The organism is Tepidibacter mesophilus (genome assembly GCF_002724055.1).
Taxonomy (GTDB): Bacteria; Bacillota; Clostridia; order Peptostreptococcales; family Peptostreptococcaceae; genus Tepidibacter_A; species Tepidibacter_A mesophilus.
The window spans coordinates 89,584-109,398 of the sequence record NZ_BDQY01000008.1 but is presented as its reverse complement, the minus strand read 5'-3'; the positions used below and the strand labels follow the sequence as shown (position 1 = coordinate 109,398).

21 protein-coding genes and 1 rRNA gene are annotated in these 19,815 nt (G+C 29.2%); 9 read left to right on the top strand and 13 right to left on the bottom strand.

Annotated elements, in window-relative coordinates; translation table 11 throughout:
* From Tmeso_RS07440 to dnaA, 13 genes are all read right to left on the bottom strand, one after another.
* Positions 1 to 215, bottom strand: a 16S ribosomal RNA gene (locus Tmeso_RS07440); the annotation flags it as partial.
* Positions 216 to 509: 294 nt separating this feature from the next.
* Positions 510 to 1,286, bottom strand: a complete 777-nt coding sequence (locus Tmeso_RS07435; protein WP_099189767.1) for a SigB/SigF/SigG family RNA polymerase sigma factor — start codon at positions 1,284 to 1,286, stop codon at positions 510 to 512.
* Positions 1,286 to 1,672 (bottom strand): ATP-binding protein, encoded by a 387-nt coding sequence (locus Tmeso_RS07430; protein ID WP_099189777.1) that lies wholly within the window; start codon positions 1,670 to 1,672, stop codon positions 1,286 to 1,288. The genes Tmeso_RS07435 and Tmeso_RS07430 overlap by 1 nt, the downstream gene beginning before the upstream one ends.
* 59 nt (positions 1,673 to 1,731) lie before the next feature.
* Complete coding sequence (locus Tmeso_RS07425; protein WP_099189765.1) at positions 1,732 to 2,049, bottom strand: STAS domain-containing protein; 318 nt, start codon at positions 2,047 to 2,049, stop codon at positions 1,732 to 1,734.
* A gap of 2 nt (positions 2,050 to 2,051) precedes the next feature.
* Positions 2,052 to 2,339, bottom strand: a complete 288-nt coding sequence (locus Tmeso_RS07420; RefSeq protein ID WP_099189763.1) for a hypothetical protein — start codon at positions 2,337 to 2,339, stop codon at positions 2,052 to 2,054.
* Positions 2,340 to 2,342: 3 nt separating this feature from the next.
* Complete coding sequence (locus tag Tmeso_RS07415) at positions 2,343 to 2,600, bottom strand: YtxH domain-containing protein (RefSeq protein ID WP_099189761.1); 258 nt, start codon at positions 2,598 to 2,600, stop codon at positions 2,343 to 2,345.
* 89 nt (positions 2,601 to 2,689) lie between these two features.
* Complete coding sequence (gene gyrA, locus Tmeso_RS07410; RefSeq protein ID WP_099189759.1) at positions 2,690 to 5,116, bottom strand: DNA gyrase subunit A; 2,427 nt, start codon at positions 5,114 to 5,116, stop codon at positions 2,690 to 2,692.
* A 20-nt stretch (positions 5,117 to 5,136) separates the two neighbouring features.
* Positions 5,137 to 7,038: a DNA topoisomerase (ATP-hydrolyzing) subunit B gene (gene gyrB, locus Tmeso_RS07405; protein WP_099189757.1), complete on the bottom strand. Its 1,902-nt coding sequence runs from the start codon at positions 7,036 to 7,038 to the stop codon at positions 5,137 to 5,139.
* Complete coding sequence (remB, locus tag Tmeso_RS07400; protein WP_099189755.1) at positions 7,038 to 7,301, bottom strand: extracellular matrix regulator RemB; 264 nt, start codon at positions 7,299 to 7,301, stop codon at positions 7,038 to 7,040. The genes gyrB and remB overlap by 1 nt, the downstream gene beginning before the upstream one ends.
* Before the next feature lie 12 nt (positions 7,302 to 7,313).
* Positions 7,314 to 8,414, bottom strand: a complete 1,101-nt coding sequence (gene recF, locus Tmeso_RS07395) for a DNA replication/repair protein RecF (RefSeq protein ID WP_099189753.1) — start codon at positions 8,412 to 8,414, stop codon at positions 7,314 to 7,316.
* 16 nt (positions 8,415 to 8,430) lie between these two features.
* Positions 8,431 to 8,637, bottom strand: coding sequence for a S4 domain-containing protein YaaA (gene yaaA, locus Tmeso_RS07390; protein WP_099189751.1), 207 nt, complete (start codon positions 8,635 to 8,637; stop codon positions 8,431 to 8,433).
* A gap of 120 nt (positions 8,638 to 8,757) precedes the next feature.
* Entirely contained in the window at positions 8,758 to 9,867 is a 1,110-nt protein-coding gene (gene dnaN, locus Tmeso_RS07385; RefSeq protein ID WP_099189749.1) for a DNA polymerase III subunit beta, read from the bottom strand.
* Between the two features lie 227 nt (positions 9,868 to 10,094).
* Complete coding sequence (gene dnaA, locus Tmeso_RS07380; RefSeq protein WP_099189747.1) at positions 10,095 to 11,414, bottom strand: chromosomal replication initiator protein DnaA; 1,320 nt, start codon at positions 11,412 to 11,414, stop codon at positions 10,095 to 10,097.
* A gap of 922 nt (positions 11,415 to 12,336) precedes the next feature.
* On the opposite strand from dnaA, the gene rpmH reads away from it, so the two are divergent.
* The 9 genes from rpmH to noc all read left to right on the top strand — a co-directional run bounded on the left by rpmH (position 12,337) and on the right by noc (position 19,809).
* Positions 12,337 to 12,471 carry a 50S ribosomal protein L34 gene (gene rpmH, locus Tmeso_RS07375; protein WP_099189744.1) on the top strand — a complete coding sequence of 45 codons (135 nt, stop codon included), beginning with the start codon at positions 12,337 to 12,339 and terminating at the stop codon, positions 12,469 to 12,471.
* Between the two features lie 62 nt (positions 12,472 to 12,533).
* A complete protein-coding gene (gene rnpA / locus Tmeso_RS07370; protein WP_099189742.1) occupies positions 12,534 to 12,881 on the top strand; it encodes a ribonuclease P protein component in 348 nt (115 codons plus the stop codon).
* A gap of 13 nt (positions 12,882 to 12,894) precedes the next feature.
* Positions 12,895 to 13,116, top strand: a complete 222-nt coding sequence (gene yidD, locus Tmeso_RS07365; RefSeq protein WP_099189740.1) for a membrane protein insertion efficiency factor YidD — start codon at positions 12,895 to 12,897, stop codon at positions 13,114 to 13,116.
* A 30-nt stretch (positions 13,117 to 13,146) separates the two neighbouring features.
* On the top strand, positions 13,147 to 13,830 hold the full coding sequence (locus tag Tmeso_RS07360) for a YidC/Oxa1 family membrane protein insertase (protein ID WP_099189738.1): 684 nt from the start codon (positions 13,147 to 13,149) through the stop codon (positions 13,828 to 13,830).
* A 4-nt stretch (positions 13,831 to 13,834) separates the two neighbouring features.
* Complete coding sequence (gene jag, locus Tmeso_RS07355) at positions 13,835 to 14,458, top strand: RNA-binding cell elongation regulator Jag/EloR (RefSeq protein ID WP_099189736.1); 624 nt, start codon at positions 13,835 to 13,837, stop codon at positions 14,456 to 14,458.
* A gap of 191 nt (positions 14,459 to 14,649) precedes the next feature.
* Entirely contained in the window at positions 14,650 to 16,029 is a 1,380-nt protein-coding gene (gene mnmE, locus Tmeso_RS07350) for a tRNA uridine-5-carboxymethylaminomethyl(34) synthesis GTPase MnmE (RefSeq protein WP_099189734.1), read from the top strand.
* 214 nt (positions 16,030 to 16,243) lie between these two features.
* Complete coding sequence (gene mnmG / locus Tmeso_RS07345; protein WP_408646053.1) at positions 16,244 to 18,145, top strand: tRNA uridine-5-carboxymethylaminomethyl(34) synthesis enzyme MnmG; 1,902 nt, start codon at positions 16,244 to 16,246, stop codon at positions 18,143 to 18,145.
* Positions 18,135 to 18,854, top strand: a complete 720-nt coding sequence (rsmG, locus tag Tmeso_RS07340; RefSeq protein WP_099189775.1) for a 16S rRNA (guanine(527)-N(7))-methyltransferase RsmG — start codon at positions 18,135 to 18,137, stop codon at positions 18,852 to 18,854. The genes mnmG and rsmG overlap by 11 nt, the downstream gene beginning before the upstream one ends.
* 166 nt (positions 18,855 to 19,020) lie before the next feature.
* Positions 19,021 to 19,809: a nucleoid occlusion protein gene (gene noc, locus Tmeso_RS07335; protein WP_099189730.1), complete on the top strand. Its 789-nt coding sequence runs from the start codon at positions 19,021 to 19,023 to the stop codon at positions 19,807 to 19,809.
* Positions 19,810 to 19,815: the final 6 nt, after the last annotated feature.

Genomic DNA, 19,815 nt, shown 5'->3' with positions numbered 1-19,815 from the left:
AAATCTTTGACATTTTTAAGATGCCTTAAAAATGTATTATCTCGTATTAGCATATCTTTCGATATGTTATCCGTGTGTATAGGGCAGGTTACCCACGCGTTACTCACCCGTCCGCCGCTAAGATTAAAAAGCAAGCTTTTTAATCTCCGCTCGACTTGCATGTGTTAGGCACGCCGCCAGCGTTCATCCTGAGCCAGGATCAAACTCTTAAATAAAAGTTTGTCAGTACTCAGTAAACTGACTTTTTGTTTGTTTATTCCGAAAATCACTGTTGTGATTTATTTATAACCTACTGTTTAATTTTCAAAGTTCATTTTATGTCGCCGTATCGGCTACAAGTAATAATATATCACTTATAATTATATGTGTCAACACTTTTCTACAAATTTCTTAAATATATATTAAAATGCTGGTTTATCGAGTTTATAATATTTATAGTTTTAATTTTTATTATACAAATTAAAAATACTTAAGTTGTCCAAATCATTTTGTACAACTTAAGTATTTTATTATATTTTTTCATATTCTTGTCTTAATTTGGTTACTATTTTCTTCTCTATTCTAGATATTGTCATTTGAGATACGTTTAATTCTTTTGCCAATTCGCTTTGTGTCTTATTTTCAAAAAATCTGTCTTTCATAATTTTTATTTGAACTTCATCGAGAGATTTCATAAACTTATTTAAAAAATCTTCATTCTCTATATTAGAAAAGTTTTTGTCTTCATCTCCCATTAAATCTATAAATTTTACTTGTTTATCGCCTCCATCATTATCATAAGTTATATCTAATGATGTAGTATTATATCCTTGAGATGCTTCCATAGCTTCTAATACTTCTTCTTCCGAGCAACCCAAATAATTAGCTATTTCTATAACCTTAGGGGGTCTTTGATTTTTCTGCTGAAGTTCAATCTTAGCTTTATTAACTTTTTTTGATAATTCCTGTATTCTTCTCGGTACTCTTATAGACCAACCCTTGTCTCTAAAGTACTTTTTTATTTCTCCAACTATAGTTGGCGTTGCAAAGCTTGAAAATTCGAATCCTTTTTCTACATCAAATCTATCAATAGCATATATAAGGCCTAATGAGCCTACTTGATAAATATCTTCATACTCAATCCCTTTATTAATGAATTTCCTAGATAATATATCTACAATATACATATAGTTTTCAATTAGTATATTTCTTATCTCTATATCATTTGTTTGCTTGTATTTTATGAATAATTCTTTAGTATCTATTAAATTATTTTTGTTGTTTGTAGCCTGTGCTACATTCTTCATTAAATATCAGCTCCTAAATACTTAGTCATTTTTACTATTGAGCCAGATCCTTCTTCAGATGTAAATTCTACTTCATCCATAAGGCTTTTAATAATAAAAAGACCCAATCCACCTTCTTTAGGATTTAATAAATCTGGTTCTTGTATTTGAGATAGATTACAACCTTTTCCATCATCTTTTATTAATATAGTTAATCTATTAGACGATACTAAAAAATTAATATAGAAATTTTTATCCAATCCATGTTTTATAGCATTAGTACATCCTTCAGCCACAGCAACCTTTATATCTTCTATTTCTTCTATGTCAAATCCCATTCTGTTTGCAATTGCCGAAACAGTTAATCTTATAACACCTACATATTCAGGTTTGCTAGGTATAGTCATCTCTATTGTGTCTATTACATTATCTTCCTTATCTTCTTTATTAATTACTGGTGTCAACTCTATCCCTCCACTTTAAATATTTTATCTAAACCAGTTATATTGAAAAGCTTCTTTACATTTTGCTTTGCATTATTTATATATATATCCTTTTCATCTATTTTTAATCTTTTTAATATTCCGATTAATACTCCTAACCCTGTAGAATCTATATATTCTAAATTAGAAGCATCTAAAATTATATCTTTTGGTCTTGAAGATATAGATTCTATTAAACTCTCTTTTAGTTCATTAGCTGTGTATATATCAATTTCTCCATGTACATCTATGTTCCATACATCTTTATTATCATCAAAATTTTTATTTATTACAATTGACATATTCAACACTCCTTTTTATTTTTTTTAAAAAATATTTTGTTTACAAATTTTACGCTTTCTATAAATCCCGATATATTGCTTCCAAAGGAGATTACTTTTTCTACATCTCCAGTTATGCTATCTAAATTAGTCACTATACTGTCTACTTTTTTTTCATTTTGTTCTATAATTTTATTTAGATTCAATATTATTTTAGTAGATGATTTTATTGCATTACCTAAGTTTATACAAACGAATACAAATCCTATAGCCATTAACAATACTCCTAATTGCCATACACTAATTTCCATAATTTATTCCTCCTCATCAAAGGTCTTACTTATGACTATTTCATCTTGAGTTTGGATGATTTCTTCTTCACTTAATTTATTTATTATATCTTTTATCCAATTTTTAGTTTTTGCTTTAAATTCTTCAGGTTCATTTACTATATCCCTAGTAGTGCTTACAATATTATCTCTATATTCCTTACCACTCTTTGGCGCAAATAATAATGCTATTATAGCTCCTATTATACCTCCAAATACAAAATATCCACTCTTTTTGCTCAACTTAAAGCCCCCTTTTTTATAGAAATTAAGTTATTAATTTCAAAATTATTTTATCAGATTTCATATGAAAAAAGAATAGGATTTAACCCCTATTCTTCTCCAACTATTTTAGCCATAGATACTACATGGCATTCATCATCTGTTCTCATCAGTTTAACACCGCTAGTTACTCTGCTAAGTTTAGATATTTGTGCTACATCAATTCTGATTAATACTCCATCAGAATTAATCATCATAAGCTCATCTTCTTCATTTACTACCTTAGCTCCTATTAAACTTCCTGTTTTGTCATTTATATTATAAGTTTTAAGGCCTTTTCCGCCTCTATTTTGTATCCTATATTCATTTACTGAACTTCTCTTTCCATATCCATTCTCACTTACAACTAAAAGCTCGCTTCCTTCATCTACAAGTTCCATAGAAACCACTATATTGTCTTTATTTAAACTTATACCTTTAACTCCCATGGCACTTCTTCCCATTTCTCTAACATCATTCTCGTTAAATTTGATAGCCATACCATCTTTGCTGACTAACATAATCTCTTGATCTCCATTAGTTATCTTAACCCCTATAAGCTCATCATCTTCTCTTAAGTTAATAGCTATTAATCCATTTCTATTACTTTTTCTAAATTCACTTAAAGCAGTCTTTTTGATTATACCATTCTTAGTACAAAGAACAAGGTACTTTTCATCATGAGAATCAATCATTGGAATTAAAGCTGTTATCTTTTCTTCCTTGTCAAGAGGTATTAAGTTTACCATAGCTGTTCCTTTAGCTTGTCTCTTTCCTTCAGGTATTTCATAAGAATTTATTCTATATACCCTACCTTTATTAGTAAAACAAGCAAGCCTACTATGAGTAGTTGTAGTTATTAGATGCTCTACAAAGTCTTCTTCTCTAGTAGTTAAAGCAGATATTCCTTTTCCACCTCTTTTTTGACTCTTATAAGTGTCAGACGGAAGTCTCTTTATGTATCCAAAGTGAGTTAAAGTTACAGCTATTTCTTCATCTTCAATTAAATCTTTAATATCTATTTCACCAGCAACAGCTTGTATATCAGTCTTTCTTTCATCACCATACTTATCTCTTATAAGGTTTATTTCGTCTTTTATAAGATTTAAAAGTATTCTATCATCTGATAATATCTCTTTTAATCTATTTATAATCTTTATTAATTCTTCATATTCATCTTGAATCTTTTCTATTTCAAGACCAGTAAGCTTTTGAAGTCTCATATCAAGTATAGCTTGTGCTTGAATTTCACTAAAATCAAATCTTTCAATAAGACCTAACTTAGCTTCTTGACCATTTTTAGAAGCCTTTATAAGGCTTATTACCTCATCAATATTATCAAGAGCAACTTTTAATCCTTCTAATATATGAGCTCTTTCCTCTGCTTTTCTTAACTCATATTGAGTTCTTCTAGTTACAACATCTTTTTGATGCTCTAAATAATAGTATAACATCTGCTTTAAATTTAAAACCTTAGGTTCTCCATTTACAAGAGATAACATTATTATACTAAAAGTATCTTCAAGTTGAGAATGTTTATAAAGCTTATTAAGAACTATATTTGCATTAGCATCTCTTTTAATTTCTATAACAACCCTCATACCTTTTCTATTACTTTCATCTCTAAGGTCTGATATTCCCTCTACCTTCTTATCTTTAACAAGATCAGCTATCTTTTCAACAAGTTTAGCTTTATTAACAAGATACGGAATCTCTGTTATTACTATCTGTTCTCTACCTCTACTATTTTCTTCTATTTCAGCCTTAGCTCTTACCCTTGCTTTTCCTCTACCAGTTCTATAAGCCTTCATAATACTTTCTTTACCCATTATTGTTGATCCTGTTGGGAAATCTGGTCCCTTTATAAACTCAGTAAGATCATCTATATCACAATCTGGATTATCAATCAAATGGATAACAGCATCTATAACTTCTCTTAAATTGTGAGGAGGAATGGAAGTTGCCATACCAACAGCTATACCATTAGATCCATTAACTAATAAATTAGGGAATCTAGCTGGAAGAACTGAAGGTTCATTTAATGTATCATCAAAGTTAGCTGTATAATCTACAGTTTCTTTATCTATATCCCTTAAAAGCTCCATTGTAAGCTTTTGCATTTTAGCTTCTGTATAACGCATTGCAGCAGGCGAATCTCCATCTACTGACCCAAAGTTACCATGACCATTAACCAAGGTATATCTAGTGGAAAAATCTTGAGCCATTCTAACCATAGCAAAATATACAGCACTATCTCCATGTGGGTGATACTTACCTAGTACATCCCCGACAATACGTGCTGATTTTCTATACGCTTTGTCAGGAGTTAAATTAAGTTCACTCATAGAATAAAGAATTCTTCTATGAACTGGCTTTAATCCATCCCTTACATCAGGAAGTGCACGTCCAACTATTACACTCATCGCATAATCAATATACGATTTTTTCATTTCATCTTCTATCTCAACAGGGACTATCCTATCTCTATATTCACTCATTTAAATATCCCCTTCCTCTCTTATACATCTAAATTATCTACATATTTTGCATTTTCTTGTATAAAGTTTCTTCTAGGTTCAACCTTGTCTCCCATTAACGTTGAAAAGACCTCATCCGCCATAGCAGCATCTTGAATAGAAACTTGAAGTAATGTTCTTGTATCAGGATTCATAGTAGTATCCCATAATTGTTCAGCATTCATCTCTCCAAGACCTTTATATCTTTGGATAGTTATTCCTTTTCTTCCTATTTCGTCTAAAGTTAAGTTCATCTCTTTATCTGAATAAGCATAAGTTTCTGTCTTACCCTTTTTTATTTTATACAATGGAGGTTGAGCTATATAAACATATCCATTATCTAATAGAGGTCTCATATATCTAAATAATAAAGTAAGAAGAAGCGTTCTTATATGTGCTCCATCGACATCGGCATCGGTCATTATGACAATTTTGTGATATCTAAGTTTTTCACTATCAAATTCATTTGATATACCACAACCAAATGCTGTTATCATATTCCTTATCTCTTCTGAATTTAATATTTTATCAAGCCTTGATTTTTCAACATTTAATATTTTACCTTTAAGTGGAAGAATAGCTTGAGTCTCTCTATCTCTACCTTGCTTAGCAGAGCCACCGGCTGAGTCCCCTTCGACTAAGTATATTTCACTTTTGGCTGGATCTTTTTCTGAACAATCAGCAAGCTTACCAGGAAGAGATGTACTTCCAAGAATACTTTTTCTTCTTGTAAGCTCTCTAGCTTTTTTGGCTGCAGCTCTCGCTCTCTGAGATCTCAGTGATTTATCAACTATTATTCTAGAGCTTGCTGGATTTTCTTCTAAAAAAGCTCCAAAAGCCTCAACAGTAACACCCTCTACAATACTTCTAATTTCTGGATTGCCAAGCTTAGTCTTAGTTTGTCCTTCGAATTGAGGATCAGGAAGCTTTATAGAAATAATAGCAGTAAGACCTTCTCTTATATCTTCACCTACTAGATTTGCATCTTTGTCTTTTATAAAACTATTCTTTCTAGAATAGTCATTCACAGTTCTAGTTAATGCACTCTTAAATCCACTTAAATGACTTCCACCCTCATGAGTATTTATATTATTAGCAAAAGCGTATATATTTTCAGTATACGCATCTGTATACTGCATAGCTATTTCAACTATATAATCTTCTACCTTTCTCTCGAAATAAATAGTTTCTTCATGAAGAACTGTTCTAGTTTTATTTAAATGCTTTACAAACTCAATAATTCCACCTTCATAGTGAAATTCTTTTTTCTTTTCTTTATCCGCTCTTTTATCCTCCAATACAATCTTGATACCTTTATTTAGAAAAGCCAACTCTCTAAGTCTATGCTCTAATGTTTCATATTTAAATATAACTTCTTCAAATATAGTATCATCTGGTTTGAATTTTATAGTAGTACCTGTTTCATCAGTAGTTCCAACTACACTTAATTCTGATATTGGATTTCCTCTTTCATATCTTTGTGAATGAATTTTTCCTTCCCTTTTAACTCTTACTTCAATCCATTCAGAAAGAGCATTCACTACAGATACGCCTACCCCATGAAGTCCTCCCGAAACTTTATAACCACCTGATCCAAATTTTCCACCTGCATGAAGCACAGTTAAAACTGTCTCTACAGTAGATTTACCTGTTTGTGGATGTTTTTCTACAGGAATTCCACGTCCATTATCTATAACACATATACTTCCATCGTCTTCTATAGATACATATATATCACTACAATATCCGGCTAAAGCTTCGTCTATACTGTTATCAACTACCTCATAAACTAAATGATGAAGTCCTCTTGGTCCAGTAGATCCTATATACATACCAGGTCTTTTTCTTACAGGCTCTAATCCTTCTAGTACTTGAATTTGACTTGCTCCATATTCTTTGTTCATTATATTACCTCCGTTTCCAAGAAAGCAGGATTACTTGCTCCAGCTCTTTTTAAAAGGGTTATTGATGAAATAGGTGAATAGTATACATAAAACTTATTGTTGCAATCTGTAACTATAATAGATTTAGGATTTTGTTCTGTTAAATTAATTATTTCATATATTCCTTTACTTGATTTTTTAAAATCATAAGAACACTTTGAATCAAGTATAAATATAATGTCACTAATCAAAATGTCACAATCTCCTCCTAAGTGCAAAAACATAATAAAATCCTCCTACTGGCTAGCCCTTCCTTTTTCAATATAAATTATATTTACATCTTTATCTTCAAAAATCAATTTATGATTCTCCTCAGCGCTAGTTATAAAAATTTGAATATCTTCAAATTCTTCGATTAACAATTTCTGTCTTCTTTGATCTAATTCACTAAATATATCGTCCAATAAAAGTATTGGATATTCTGAGGTTTCTTCTTTTATAAGCTCTATTTCCGATAACTTCAACGATATAGATGCTGTTCTTTGCTGACCTTGAGATCCATATAATCTAACATCTAATGAGTTTATAAAAATACTAATATCATCTCTATGAGGTCCAATTTTAGTTGTTCTGTATTGCTTATCTAAATTTCGACTAGATTTTATTTTTTTTAAAAAATTATTTTTTAAAGTTTCTAAATCATCATCATCACTTAGCTGAATTTGATTTATATATTCTATTTTTAAATCTTCTAAATCATTTGTTAAATTCTTATGAATTTTTTTAGATAACAACTCTATTTTCTTTATAAAATCTCTTCTATACAAATATATATATCTAGCATACTCACTTAATTTTTCGTCATATATATCAAGTAAATTTTCATCTATATAATTAGATTTCAAGAGCTTATTTCTTTGAATTAGTATTTTGTTGTAATTAGAAATGTAATTATAATACAAGGGAATTATTTGACTTATTTCTCTATCTATAAATTTTCGCCTTTCTTTTGGACCATCTTTTACAAGTTTTAAGTCTTCTGGCGAAAATATAACAATATTTAAATTTCCTAACAATTGCATAATTTTATCTATTGAAACTTTATTTACCTTTATACCTTTTTTCATATTATTTCCAATAACTAACTCTATTATATTATCATCGTTTTTTTTGGAAAATATTCCACCAATGTAAGTATTTTCACTATTAAATCGTATTAATTCTTTGTCTTTGTTAGTTCTAAAGGATTTTCCTATGCTCATTAAGTATATAGCTTCTAATACATTTGTCTTGCCTTGTCCATTTTTTCCTAACAATAAATTTATTTTTTTATCGAAATGTAAATATAGTTGATCATAATTTCTAAAATTAACAAGCTTGATACTTTTTAAGTACACAAAAAGCGCTCCTATCCTATAGTACCTTTATCTTAAATCCTTCAACTTCTACAGTATCATTTGACCTTATTTTTTTTCCTCTTTGATATTCAACTTTTCCGTTAACTTTAACTTCTCCTTCTTGTATCATGCTCTTAGCATGTCCTCCAGATCCTACCATATCAGCTAATTTCAAAAGCTGATCTAACTTTATAAAATCTGAATCTATTTTAATTTGTTTCATAAAAAACGCCTCCTACATATTTAATGCATCTGTCTATTATATCATATATACAAATAAAAAATGATATAGAAAAACAAAAAAAATCTGTTTAAAATAAAAAAACCCAACCTATAGTTGGGTTTATGAATTAGCAGAAATTCTTACTGGTAATAATAAATATATATAATTATCATCACTTACAGGTTTTAAAATACATGGGCTTACACTAGTTGTAAGCTCTAAGTATATTTCATCAGAATCTAAAATTTTTAAAGCTTCAATAAAATATCTTGAGTTAAAAGCAATATCTAAATCTTCTCCTTCTAATACAATAGGAATTTCTTCATGAACATTACCTATCTCAGAATTAGAAGTTATAGTCATATTATCGTCTCTTATAGAGAATTTAACTAGGTTATTTTTACCTTCTTTAGCCAAAAGAGATGCTCTCTCTATACTATTTAGTAATTTTTTAGTATCAACTTTCACTCTTAGATTATATTCTCTTGGTATTAGTTGATTGTAATTTATAAACTCGCCTTCTAATAATCTAGTAATTATCTTGGTATCCTTAATTAAGAAAAGACAATGCTTGTCTGTGAAAGCTATTTTAAAACTGCCCTCTTCTTCAGATAATATTCTATTAACCTCATTTAATGCTTTTCCTGGTATTATAACTTTACTATTTCCAACATTATTTTCTATATTAGAACTTCTAATAGCCAGCCTATATCCATCTATTGCGACTAAATTTATATCATTATCATGTACTTCTAAAAGTTCTCCCATAAGTATAGGCTTGCTTTCATCTTGAGATATAGCAAAAACAGTTTGTTTTATCATATTCTTAAATAATTCCTCAGGAAGTTCATAAAATCTATTTTCATCTACTTCTTCAGGTTTAGGATATTCACTTGGATCATGACCTTTTATTTTAAACTCAGAACTTTCACATTTAATGCATATATTATTATCTAAGTCTGTAGTTATTTCAACCAGTGAATCTGGTAATTTTCTTATAATATCTCCAAATAATCTAGAATCAATGACTATAGAACCGTCTTCTATTACATCTGCATCTAAAAAAGTTTCTATCCCCAAGTCTAAGTCATTACCAATCAATTTTATTTTATTATCAACAGTTTCAATAAAAATTCCTTTTAAAATAGGTAATGTAGTTTTATTTGAAACTCCTTTTTGAACAGTACTTACCTTATTAGCCAATAGTTTTTGACTGCAAATTATTTTCAATGTGGATAACCTCCTTTGAATAAATATAATAAAAATATAATAAAAAAGATAGTAGTAATAGTAATAGGGGCTGTTGATTTGTGGATAAGTTACTTTAAGAGTTTAAACGTGTGAAATTCAGGTGTTAATAGAATGTTGATTACTTTATACATTTTATTAACATTATAAAACATCAAAAAAAATATTCACAATCTATTAAGATATTATCAACGCCCAATTGTGAATAACTATTCCTTTAAATCACTAATCATTTTATTTATTCTATCTTTTATATCTGAGTTAGTTTTTATATCATTAACAATTTTATCATGTGCATGAATTACAGTAGTATGATCTCTACCCCCAAATTCCTCTCCAATCTTAGGTAAAGATAAATCTGTAAGTTCTCTAGTTAAATACATTGCTATTTGTCTTGGATAGGCAATTGCTCTAGTTCTTTTTTTAGAACTAAAATCATCCATTTTTATATTAAAATACTCAGAGACCTTCTCTTTTATAAGATTTACATTCAATTCCTGAGGTCTAGAAGAAGAAATTATATCTTTTAAAGCTTCAATAGCAAGTTCAAATGAAATTTCCTTATTAGTAAGAGATGAGTAGGCTACAACTCTAGTTAATGCCCCTTCTAGTTCTCTTATATTAGATTTTATATATTTAGCTATATAAGACATAACCTCATTTGGAACAGTTATATTTTCCATTTGAGCTTTTTTTCTAAGAATAGCAATTCTTGTTTCAAAGTCAGGAGCCTGAATATCTGTTATAAGGCCCATTTCAAATCTAGATCTTAATCTATCCTCTAAAGTAGGTATTTCTTTAGGAGGTCTATCACTAGATATTATAATTTGTTTATTAGCTTCGTGTAGAGTATTGAAGGTATGGAAGAACTCTTCTTGAGTTCTTTCTTTGCCAGCTATAAATTGAATATCGTCAACTAATAAAACATCTACATTTCGGTACTTATTCCTAAATTCTTCATTTCTATCGTCTTTTATAGAGTTTATAAGCTCATTTGTAAACTTTTCAGATGATACGTAGACCACTTTTGCATTTTTTGTATGAGACAAAATATGATGTCCAATAGCTTGCATTAAGTGGGTTTTTCCAAGACCGACGCCTCCATATAAGAAAAGAGGGTTGTAAGCTCTTGCTGGAGCTTCTGCAACAGCAACACATGCAGCATGTGCAAATCTATTGCTATTTCCTATAACGAATGTATCAAAAGTATACTTAGGATTTAGATTTGAATAGCTTGGGATCTCTATTTTAGATACATTTTCATTTTCGAAATTTCTTAATTCCTCTTCGTCTAATATAAATTTAATTTTATATTTAGATGAAGATATTTGGTTTATAGAGCTTTCTATTAAATTCATATACCTAGCCTCTAAAATTCCTTTAGTAAAATCATTAGGAACGGATAACAATATAGTATTACCGGTTATTTTCAAAGGCTCGATAGGGCTAAAAAAAGCATTAAAACTCGCAGGAGTTAATTCTGTTTTTATTAATTTAAGAGAATTTTCCCATAAGGAAAGTAAATCCATATTAATTACCTCCTAGGTTTATTTAATAATTTCCACAAAGTTATTAACAATAATTTAGTTTAAAATGATATATGTCAAATAATAAAACATGATATATTTTAATGAGGATATTTGAAGTGTTTTTGTGGATAAACATGTATAAAAAAATATAAATTTATATAAATTTGAGCAATAATAAAAATTGTTGATAAAGTTATTATAAGTATCAACAATTTACTTTTTATAGTATATAAATAAGAATTGATTAAAAAAACAAGTTTATACACAGGTTTATCCACAGAATGTGTATAACTATAATAATTTCTATTTTTTTATTCACATTATCAACAGGTAAAAATATAATATCAAATATTGTTGTAAACTTCAATACAATAAATACAAATTATCCACATTATCAACTCTATGGGGATAATTTTATACAGATAGTGATTATATTTTATTGATTTATTTTGTAAAAAAACATATATAAACATCTAAAAAAAGTGCAAAGAAAAGCTCACCTGTCAATTAATTTCAGGCATTATTTAAATATTGACTTAAATTACATAAAATATATCTAAAAACAGTAATTTTATTATAGAAAAGTATTATTGTATTCAAAAATTAAAAGTTTAAGTAAAAACTATGAGGAATATATTTAAGTATTTATTTAATGATTTTAAAGATAGAGTTTAATTGAAAGATAATAGGCAAATGAATAATTTAGACTATGTTGTTTATAATAAATAATTGACGTATAAGTTTGCATTATTTCAAAAATTAGTTTTTTTACCATTATATAAATTAAAATTAATACAAAAATTCGTTGACAATAAAAAGCAATAATTATATAATTTTATAGGTAGTATGCTCACTTTCAAATAAGGTGATCTAATTTAAAAATTTTAAATAGAAGAATATACAATGGAAGGCGGTGTTTTGGATGAAAAGAACTTATCAACCAAAAAAGAGACAAAGAAAGAAAGAACATGGATTCAGAAAGAGAATGAAGACTACAAGTGGAAGAAGAATTCTTAAGAAGAGAAGAGACAGAGGAAGAAAAAGATTAACAGCTTAGTTTATTAGGGGCCGCTAGATGTGGTCCTTTTGTGCAATTTACAGGCTGGAGGAAATTAAAATATGGATTTTGTAAATGCTAATGGAATAAAAAAAGACTCCGATTTTAGACAAGTTTATAAAACCGGAAAGTCATTTGCAAATAGGCTATTGGTTATGTATGTTGTAAAAAACAACTTAGATATAAATAGAGTTGGTTTTTCTGTTTCTAAAAAAATTGGAAAAGCTGTAGTTAGGAATAAAGTTAAGAGGAGAATGAGAGAAAGTTTTAGACTGTATTCTAATGATGACAAGCTTAAATTAGGCTATGACTTTGTATTTATAGCAAGAATGCCAATTAGTGAATCAAATTTTGTATCAACTCAAAAATCAATGATAAATTTATTTAAAAAAGCAAATATTGTAAGATGATAGGAGATTACAAATGAGTAGATATATAATTGGTTTGTTAAAGTTAATTATAAGATTTTATCAAAAGTTCATATCTCCTATTAAAGGTAAGACCTGTAGATTTTATCCTACTTGTTCTCAATATGCTATAGAGGCTTTAGAAAAGTATGGATTTTTAAAAGGGTCTTATTTGTCTATAAAGAGAATTTTAAAATGTCATCCTTTCCATGAGGGAGGATATGACCCTGTCAAATAATCAATACATGTAAATTTAGGAGGTTTTTATATGGATTTGTTTCCAAACTCTCTAGGTACACTATTAAAAATTGTATTCAATATAGTAGGGGACTATGGATGGTCTATAGTTATATTTACTATATTAGTTAAAGGCGCATTGCTTCCACTTACTTTATCTCAAACAAAATCGATGAAGGCAATGCAGGATATACAACCAAAAATAAAAGAAATACAGGAAAAATATAAAGATGATCAGCAAAAGATGAATGAAAAAGTTATGGGACTATATAAAGAACATAAAGTAAATCCTGTAGCAGGGTGTCTTCCTTTGTTAGTTCAAATGCCTATATTAATAGGACTTTTCTCTGCATTGAGAGATCCAGCTAAATACGTATTTGGATCACAAGCTGCTTATAATGCTATAGATACAAGTTTCTTATGGCTTCCTAATTTATCAAACCCAGATGTAATAATGGTAGGTGGATTTGGTTTACCTTGGATATTACCAATTATAGCTGCTCTTACTACTTACATATCATCTGCTATGATGACTCCAAAAGGGGGTAAAAAAGATTCAACTCAAACTATGATGCTTTATTTTTTCCCACTTATGATATTGTGGTGGGGTAAAAGTTTTCCAGGAGGACTTACATTATACTGGGTAGTAAGTAATATATTCCAAATTATTCAACAGCAGTTTATTATTAAACCTGCTAAAGCCAAGGAGGAGTAAAAGAATGAGATTCTTAGAGGTAACAGGGAAATCAATAGAAGAGGCTTTAGACAAAGCTTTGGGAGAGTTAAATGTTACTAAAGAAGATGTAGAAATAGATGTTATAGAACAGCCAAGTAGAGGTTTTTTAGGAATTATAGGAAATAAATTAGCTAAAATAAAAGTAACTTTAAAGGAGAATCCTAAAGAATTGGCAAGAAAATTTGTTCAAGATATATTGGATTCTATGGATATAGAAAGTGAAATAAAAATAACTCAAAATAAGAATGAAATAAAAATAGATTTAACAGGCGAAGATGCTACTTCTTTAATAGGGAAAAGAGGATATACTTTAGATTCACTTCAGTTTTTAACTGGATTAGTAGTAAATAAAAGCTCTGATACAAAGATGAGAGTTTTAATCGATATCCAAAATTATAGAGAAAAAAGAGAAAAGTCTTTGATAAGATATTCTAGAAAATTAGCAAAGCAGTGTGCTAAAACTAGAAAGACTATAAAACTTGAATCAATGAATCCTTATGAAAGAAGGATTGTACATTCAGCACTTCAAAACGATAGATATGTTAACACTTATAGCGAGGGAATAGATCCTAATAGAAAAGTTGTTATAACGATTAAAAATAAGTAAACATAAAAACCTCCTAGTTAGTCAAGGGGGTTTATTTTTGCTTATTTTTTCTATATAATTATTAGATTAAGGTTATCCTAAAGCTAAGAGATAAGAATATTTATTTTCACAAATAAAGTATAAATTATTCATTGATGATGTGAGACATTAATTATGATAAATATAATTTTAAGAATAAAGAGGTGAATTACTTGTATATAGATGATACTATTGCGGCTATTGCTACAGCACCTGGAGAAGGTGGAATAGGAATAGTTAGAATAAGTGGAGAAAAAGCGCTTGATATAGCTGAGAGTGTATTTAAATCGGTTAATAAAAAAAGTATAAAAGATTATAATCCAAGAACCTTGATATATGGGAATATAATTGATGATGGCAAAATTATAGATGAGGTGTTACTTGCTTATATGAAAGGACCTCATACTTATACTAAAGAAGATGTTATAGAGATAAACTGCCATGGTGGATTTATATCTGTAAAAAAAATATTAGAATTAGTTTTGAAAAAAGGAGCTAGACTATCAGAAGCTGGAGAATTTACAAAAAGAGCATTTTTAAATGGAAGAATAGATTTATCTCAAGCAGAAGCTGTTATAGATATAATAAAGGCTAAGACAGATCTTAGTTACAATGTAGCTCAAAGTCAATTAGAGGGAAGCCTTTCATTTAAGATAAAAGAACTTAGAAATAAAGTAACTGAACTTCTTGCACATGTTGAAGTTGCAATAGATTTTCCTGATGAAGATGTAGAACATATAACTTATGAAAATTTATATAACAAATCAAAAGAGTTGAGAAAAGAGATAATAACTCTTTATGAAACATCTGAAACTGGAAAAATAATAAGAGATGGTCTTAAAACTGTTATAGTAGGTAAGCCGAATGTAGGTAAATCATCTTTATTAAATGCAATACTTAAAGAATCTCGTGCTATAGTTACAGATATTCCAGGGACTACAAGGGATGTGATAGAGGAATTTGTAAATATAAAGGGAATACCTCTTAAAATAATGGATACAGCAGGAATTAGAGATACAGAAGACGTTGTAGAAAAAATAGGAGTACAAAGATCAAGAGAATCATTTGAATCAGCAGATCTTGTTATACTTGTTCTTGATGCATCAAGAGGGTTATCGGTAGAAGATATAGATATACTTGAAAATACTGAAAATAAAAATACTATAGTTTTAGTAAATAAAACTGATCTTGAAAATAAAATAGATGAAAATAAGATAAAAGAATATGTAGATGAAAAAAGAATAATAAAAATATCTGCCCTAGAGAGAAAGGGTATAGATAAATTAGAAGATGAAATTGCCGATATGGTATATAAGGGAAATGTTTCACAAGGTGACAGTGTTATGATAACTAATGTTAGACATAAAGATTCACTAAAAAAGGCTATAAGCTCTATAAATGATGCTATAAATGCTATTGAAGATAATATGGCTCTTGATTTTATAGAGGTAGATCTTAAGAATATTTGGGATTACCTTGGTGAAGTTAGTGGAGATACTGTATCTGAAGACTTATTAGATACTATATTTAGAGATTTCTGTATAGGAAAATAAATATTAATAAAGCGAAATTTAATTCAGATGAAGTTTTTACTCCAACCGAATTTTTAGTTGAGCTAATCCAGAAGCTGTTAAGTTCTTATCTCCAGCCTTAAGAGGATGGAGTCTTAGAACTTTTAGCTTTCGGATAAATCGAATTTTAGATATATATAGTAATAATTGTAGTATAATGTTTAACGTGAAACATTATATGTGAAACATGAGGAGGATGAACATGAAGTTTAACGGAGGAAAATACGATGTTATAGTTGTTGGAGCTGGACATGCGGGGTGTGAAGCTGCTTTAGCATCTGCTAGAATGGGTTGTAAGACATTAATAATAACAATGTCTTTAGACTCTATAGCTTTAATGCCTTGTAATCCATCTATTGGAGGAACAGGAAAAGGACATCTAGTTAAAGAAATAGACGCGCTTGGTGGTCAAATGGGAATAAACATAGATAAAACTTATATACAAAGCAGAATGCTCAATACAGCTAAAGGACCTGCTGTACACTCTTTAAGAGCACAAGCTGACAAGTATGAATATCATAAAGAAATGAAAAAAGAGCTAGAGAATCAACAAAATCTAGAAGTTATAATGGATGAGGTTGTAGATGTAATAGCTGAGAATAATGTTATAAAAGGAGTATCTACGAAGCTTGGTGCTATTTATGATTGTAAATCCTTAGTTTTATCAACTGGAGTATATTTAAATTCCAAGATATATATAGGAGAGGTTAGTTTCTACGAGGGACCTAATGCATTAGGTTATTCTAAGCACTTAACTAAAAGTCTTGAAAAAATAGGTCTTAGGATGAGAAGATTTAAAACAGGAACCCCTGCAAGAGTTCATAGGGACACTGTTGACTTTTCTAAAATGGAAGAACAAAAGGGAGATGGAGTTATAACTCCTTTCTCATTTATGAATGATGAATTAGAGCTAAAGCAAGAACCTTGCTATTTAACAAGAACTACTGAGCAAACTCATAAGATTATAAATGATAATATAAAAAGATCTGCAATGTATAGCGGAGAAATAGATAGTGTTGGACCTAGATACTGCCCTTCTATAGAAGACAAGGTTGTAAGGTTTCACGATAAGCTATCACATCAAACATTTATAGAGCCTGAAGGAAATCATACTAAAGAAATGTATATACAAGGAATATCTACATCTCTTCCATATGAAGTTCAAATAGATATGTATAGATCAATAACGGGACTTGAAAATTGTAAGATAATGAGACCGGCTTATGCAATAGAGTACGATTGCATAGATCCTACACAACTTAATCCTTCTCTTGAAATAAAAGGTGTCGAAAATTTATTTAGTGCAGGCCAGTTTAATGGAACATCTGGATATGAAGAAGCTGCAGCACAAGGACTTATATCTGGAATAAATGCAGCCTTAAAAGTACAAGGAAAAGATCCTTTAATATTGGATAGATCTCAAGCTTATATAGGCGTTTTAATAGATGATTTAGTTACTAAAGGAACTAATGAACCTTATAGAATGATGACATCAAGATGTGAATACAGACTTTACTTAAGACAGGACAATGCAGATTTAAGACTTACTGAAATAGGTAGAGATATAGGTCTTGTAAAAGATAATAGGTATAATAAATTTAAGCAAAAAAAATCAAATTTAGAAAAAGAAATAGAAAGATTAAAGGAAGAGAGAGTTACTCCAAGCCAGGTAAACAAACAATTAGAAATAATGAATCTTCCTGGAATCAATACAGGAATGAGCTTATATGAATTCCTAAAAAGACCTGAGTACGACTATGAATTATTAGAAAAATTAGGCAAAAAATCTGATTTAGAACTATCTAAAGCCATAAAAGAGCAGTGTCAAATAATATCTAAATATGAAGGTTATATAGGTAAGCAGCTAAAGCAAATAGACCAATTCAAAAAGTTAGAAAACAAAAGGTTAAATAAAGATTTAGATTACTCTAAAATAAGCGGACTAAGACTTGAGGCTAGACAAAAACTAGATAGTATAAAACCTATATCAATAGGACAGGCATCTCGTATATCTGGAGTATCTCCTGCTGATATATCTGTTTTATTAATACACCTTGAACAACTTAGAAGAGGCAGAGGTGATAATATTGAGCAATAGAAGTATTATAAAAGATGGTCTTAAACAGCTTAATATAGATATAAGTGAAACTAATATAAATAGATTTGAAAAGTACAAAGATATACTACTTGAGTGGAATCAACATATGAACCTTACAGCAATTGAAGATGAGAAAGAAATTTATATAAAGCATTTTATAGATTCTTTAGCATGTATTAATTCTGGATATATAAAAGAAAATGATAAAATAATAGATGTTGGAACAGGAGCTGGATTTCCGGGAATTCCTTTAAGAGTATGTATGGAAAGTTTAAACTTGACATTACTTGATTCTCTTAACAAAAGAATCAACTTTTTAAAAGAAGTTTGTAATAATCTAGAACTTGATAATGTAGAGTTTGTTCATGGAAGAGCAGAAGATTTCGGAAAAGATGAAGATTATAGAGAACAATATGATATAGCAACAGCAAGAGCAGTTGCATCGTTGCCTGTTCTTTTAGAGTATTGTACACCTTTTATAAAAGTTGGAGGATATTTTGTGTGCTTAAAAGGACCTTACCTAAATGAAGAATTAAAAGAGGCTGAAAAGGCAATTGATGTTTTAGGGCTTGAATTTATACAGAAAATAGATGTAGATCTTCCTTTTACAGACATAAAACACAATATAGTGATTTTGAAAAAAGTAAAAAATACACCAACAAAATATCCGCGAAAAGCAGGTAAACCATCAAAAACTCCTATAAAGTAGCGAAAAGGGTGTCAAAAAAGACTCATATTTCCCGAGAAATAAATTAAGTTGTAATATAAAAATATTAAGAATATAGAAGGGATATGAATATTTTTGGAGAAAGTATTATTTGATAAATAAAATTCAAAACAAATTTTATCATATTTCTTCTAGAGAGAGGGATATTATGGAAGATAGAAAAGTCATGGAAATACCTATAGATACGATAATTCCAAATCCATATCAGCCGAGAAGGGTTTTCTCGGAGTTTGCATTGAATGAATTAAGCGAATCTATAAAGAATTTTGGAATACTCCAACCTATTACAGTTAGAAAAATAAATGATAACATGTATGAATTAGTAGCAGGGGAGAGAAGGCTTAGAGCATCTAAAAAAGCAGGACTTAAGTATATACCAGCTATAATAAATAATTTATCGGACGAATCTTCAGCTGTGCTTGCACTTATTGAAAACTTACAAAGAGAAGATTTAAATTTTATAGAAGAAGCCTTAGGATATGAAAACCTGATAAAAGATCATAACTTTACTCAACAAGAACTAGCACAAAGTGTTGGAAAAAATCAATCAACTATTGCTAATAAGCTTAGGGTACTTAGATTATCAGATGATATAAAGACAAAGCTTATCGAAAATGGATTGACTGAAAGACATGCTAGAGCCCTTTTGAAATTACCAGATGATGATTATAAAAATCAAGTTTTAGATACAATAATTAAGAATGAGTTGACTGTTAAGAAGACAGAAAAATTAATAAAGGATATATTAGAAGACCTTGCTACACCTAAAGAACCAGAGAAAAGACAAACTATAAAAGCAGCTCTTAATTTTAAGATATATTTAAATACATTAAAAGGTGCTTATAATGCAATAGTAGACACAGGAATAAACGCTAAGTACAAAGAAAACGATAAGGGAGATCATATCGAAGTCGTAGTTAAAATCCCTAAAGCTTAAGATTAC

Coding starts and splice junctions, on each gene's coding strand:
- Tmeso_RS07435 (WP_099189767.1), bottom strand. CDS start 1,286: ATGAAGAATGTAGCACAGGCTACAAACAACAAAAATAATTTAATAGAT.
- Tmeso_RS07430 (WP_099189777.1), bottom strand. CDS start 1,672: ATGACTATACCTAGCAAACCTGAATATGTAGGTGTTATAAGATTAACT.
- Tmeso_RS07425 (WP_099189765.1), bottom strand. CDS start 2,049: ATGTCAATTGTAATAAATAAAAATTTTGATGATAATAAAGATGTATGG.
- Tmeso_RS07420 (WP_099189763.1), bottom strand. CDS start 2,339: ATGGAAATTAGTGTATGGCAATTAGGAGTATTGTTAATGGCTATAGGA.
- gyrA (WP_099189759.1), bottom strand. CDS start 5,116: ATGAGTGAATATAGAGATAGGATAGTCCCTGTTGAGATAGAAGATGAA.
- gyrB (WP_099189757.1), bottom strand. CDS start 7,038: ATGAACAAAGAATATGGAGCAAGTCAAATTCAAGTACTAGAAGGATTA.
- remB (WP_099189755.1), bottom strand. CDS start 7,301: ATGTTTTTGCACTTAGGAGGAGATTGTGACATTTTGATTAGTGACATT.
- yaaA (WP_099189751.1), bottom strand. CDS start 8,637: ATGAAACAAATTAAAATAGATTCAGATTTTATAAAGTTAGATCAGCTT.
- dnaA (WP_099189747.1), bottom strand. CDS start 11,414: ATGGATTTACTTTCCTTATGGGAAAATTCTCTTAAATTAATAAAAACA.
- rpmH (WP_099189744.1), top strand. CDS start 12,337: ATGAAAAGAACTTATCAACCAAAAAAGAGACAAAGAAAGAAAGAACAT.
- rnpA (WP_099189742.1), top strand. CDS start 12,534: ATGGATTTTGTAAATGCTAATGGAATAAAAAAAGACTCCGATTTTAGA.
- yidD (WP_099189740.1), top strand. CDS start 12,895: ATGAGTAGATATATAATTGGTTTGTTAAAGTTAATTATAAGATTTTAT.
- Tmeso_RS07360 (WP_099189738.1), top strand. CDS start 13,147: ATGGATTTGTTTCCAAACTCTCTAGGTACACTATTAAAAATTGTATTC.
- jag (WP_099189736.1), top strand. CDS start 13,835: ATGAGATTCTTAGAGGTAACAGGGAAATCAATAGAAGAGGCTTTAGAC.
- mnmG (WP_408646053.1), top strand. CDS start 16,244: ATGAACATGAAGTTTAACGGAGGAAAATACGATGTTATAGTTGTTGGA.
- noc (WP_099189730.1), top strand. CDS start 19,021: ATGGAAGATAGAAAAGTCATGGAAATACCTATAGATACGATAATTCCA.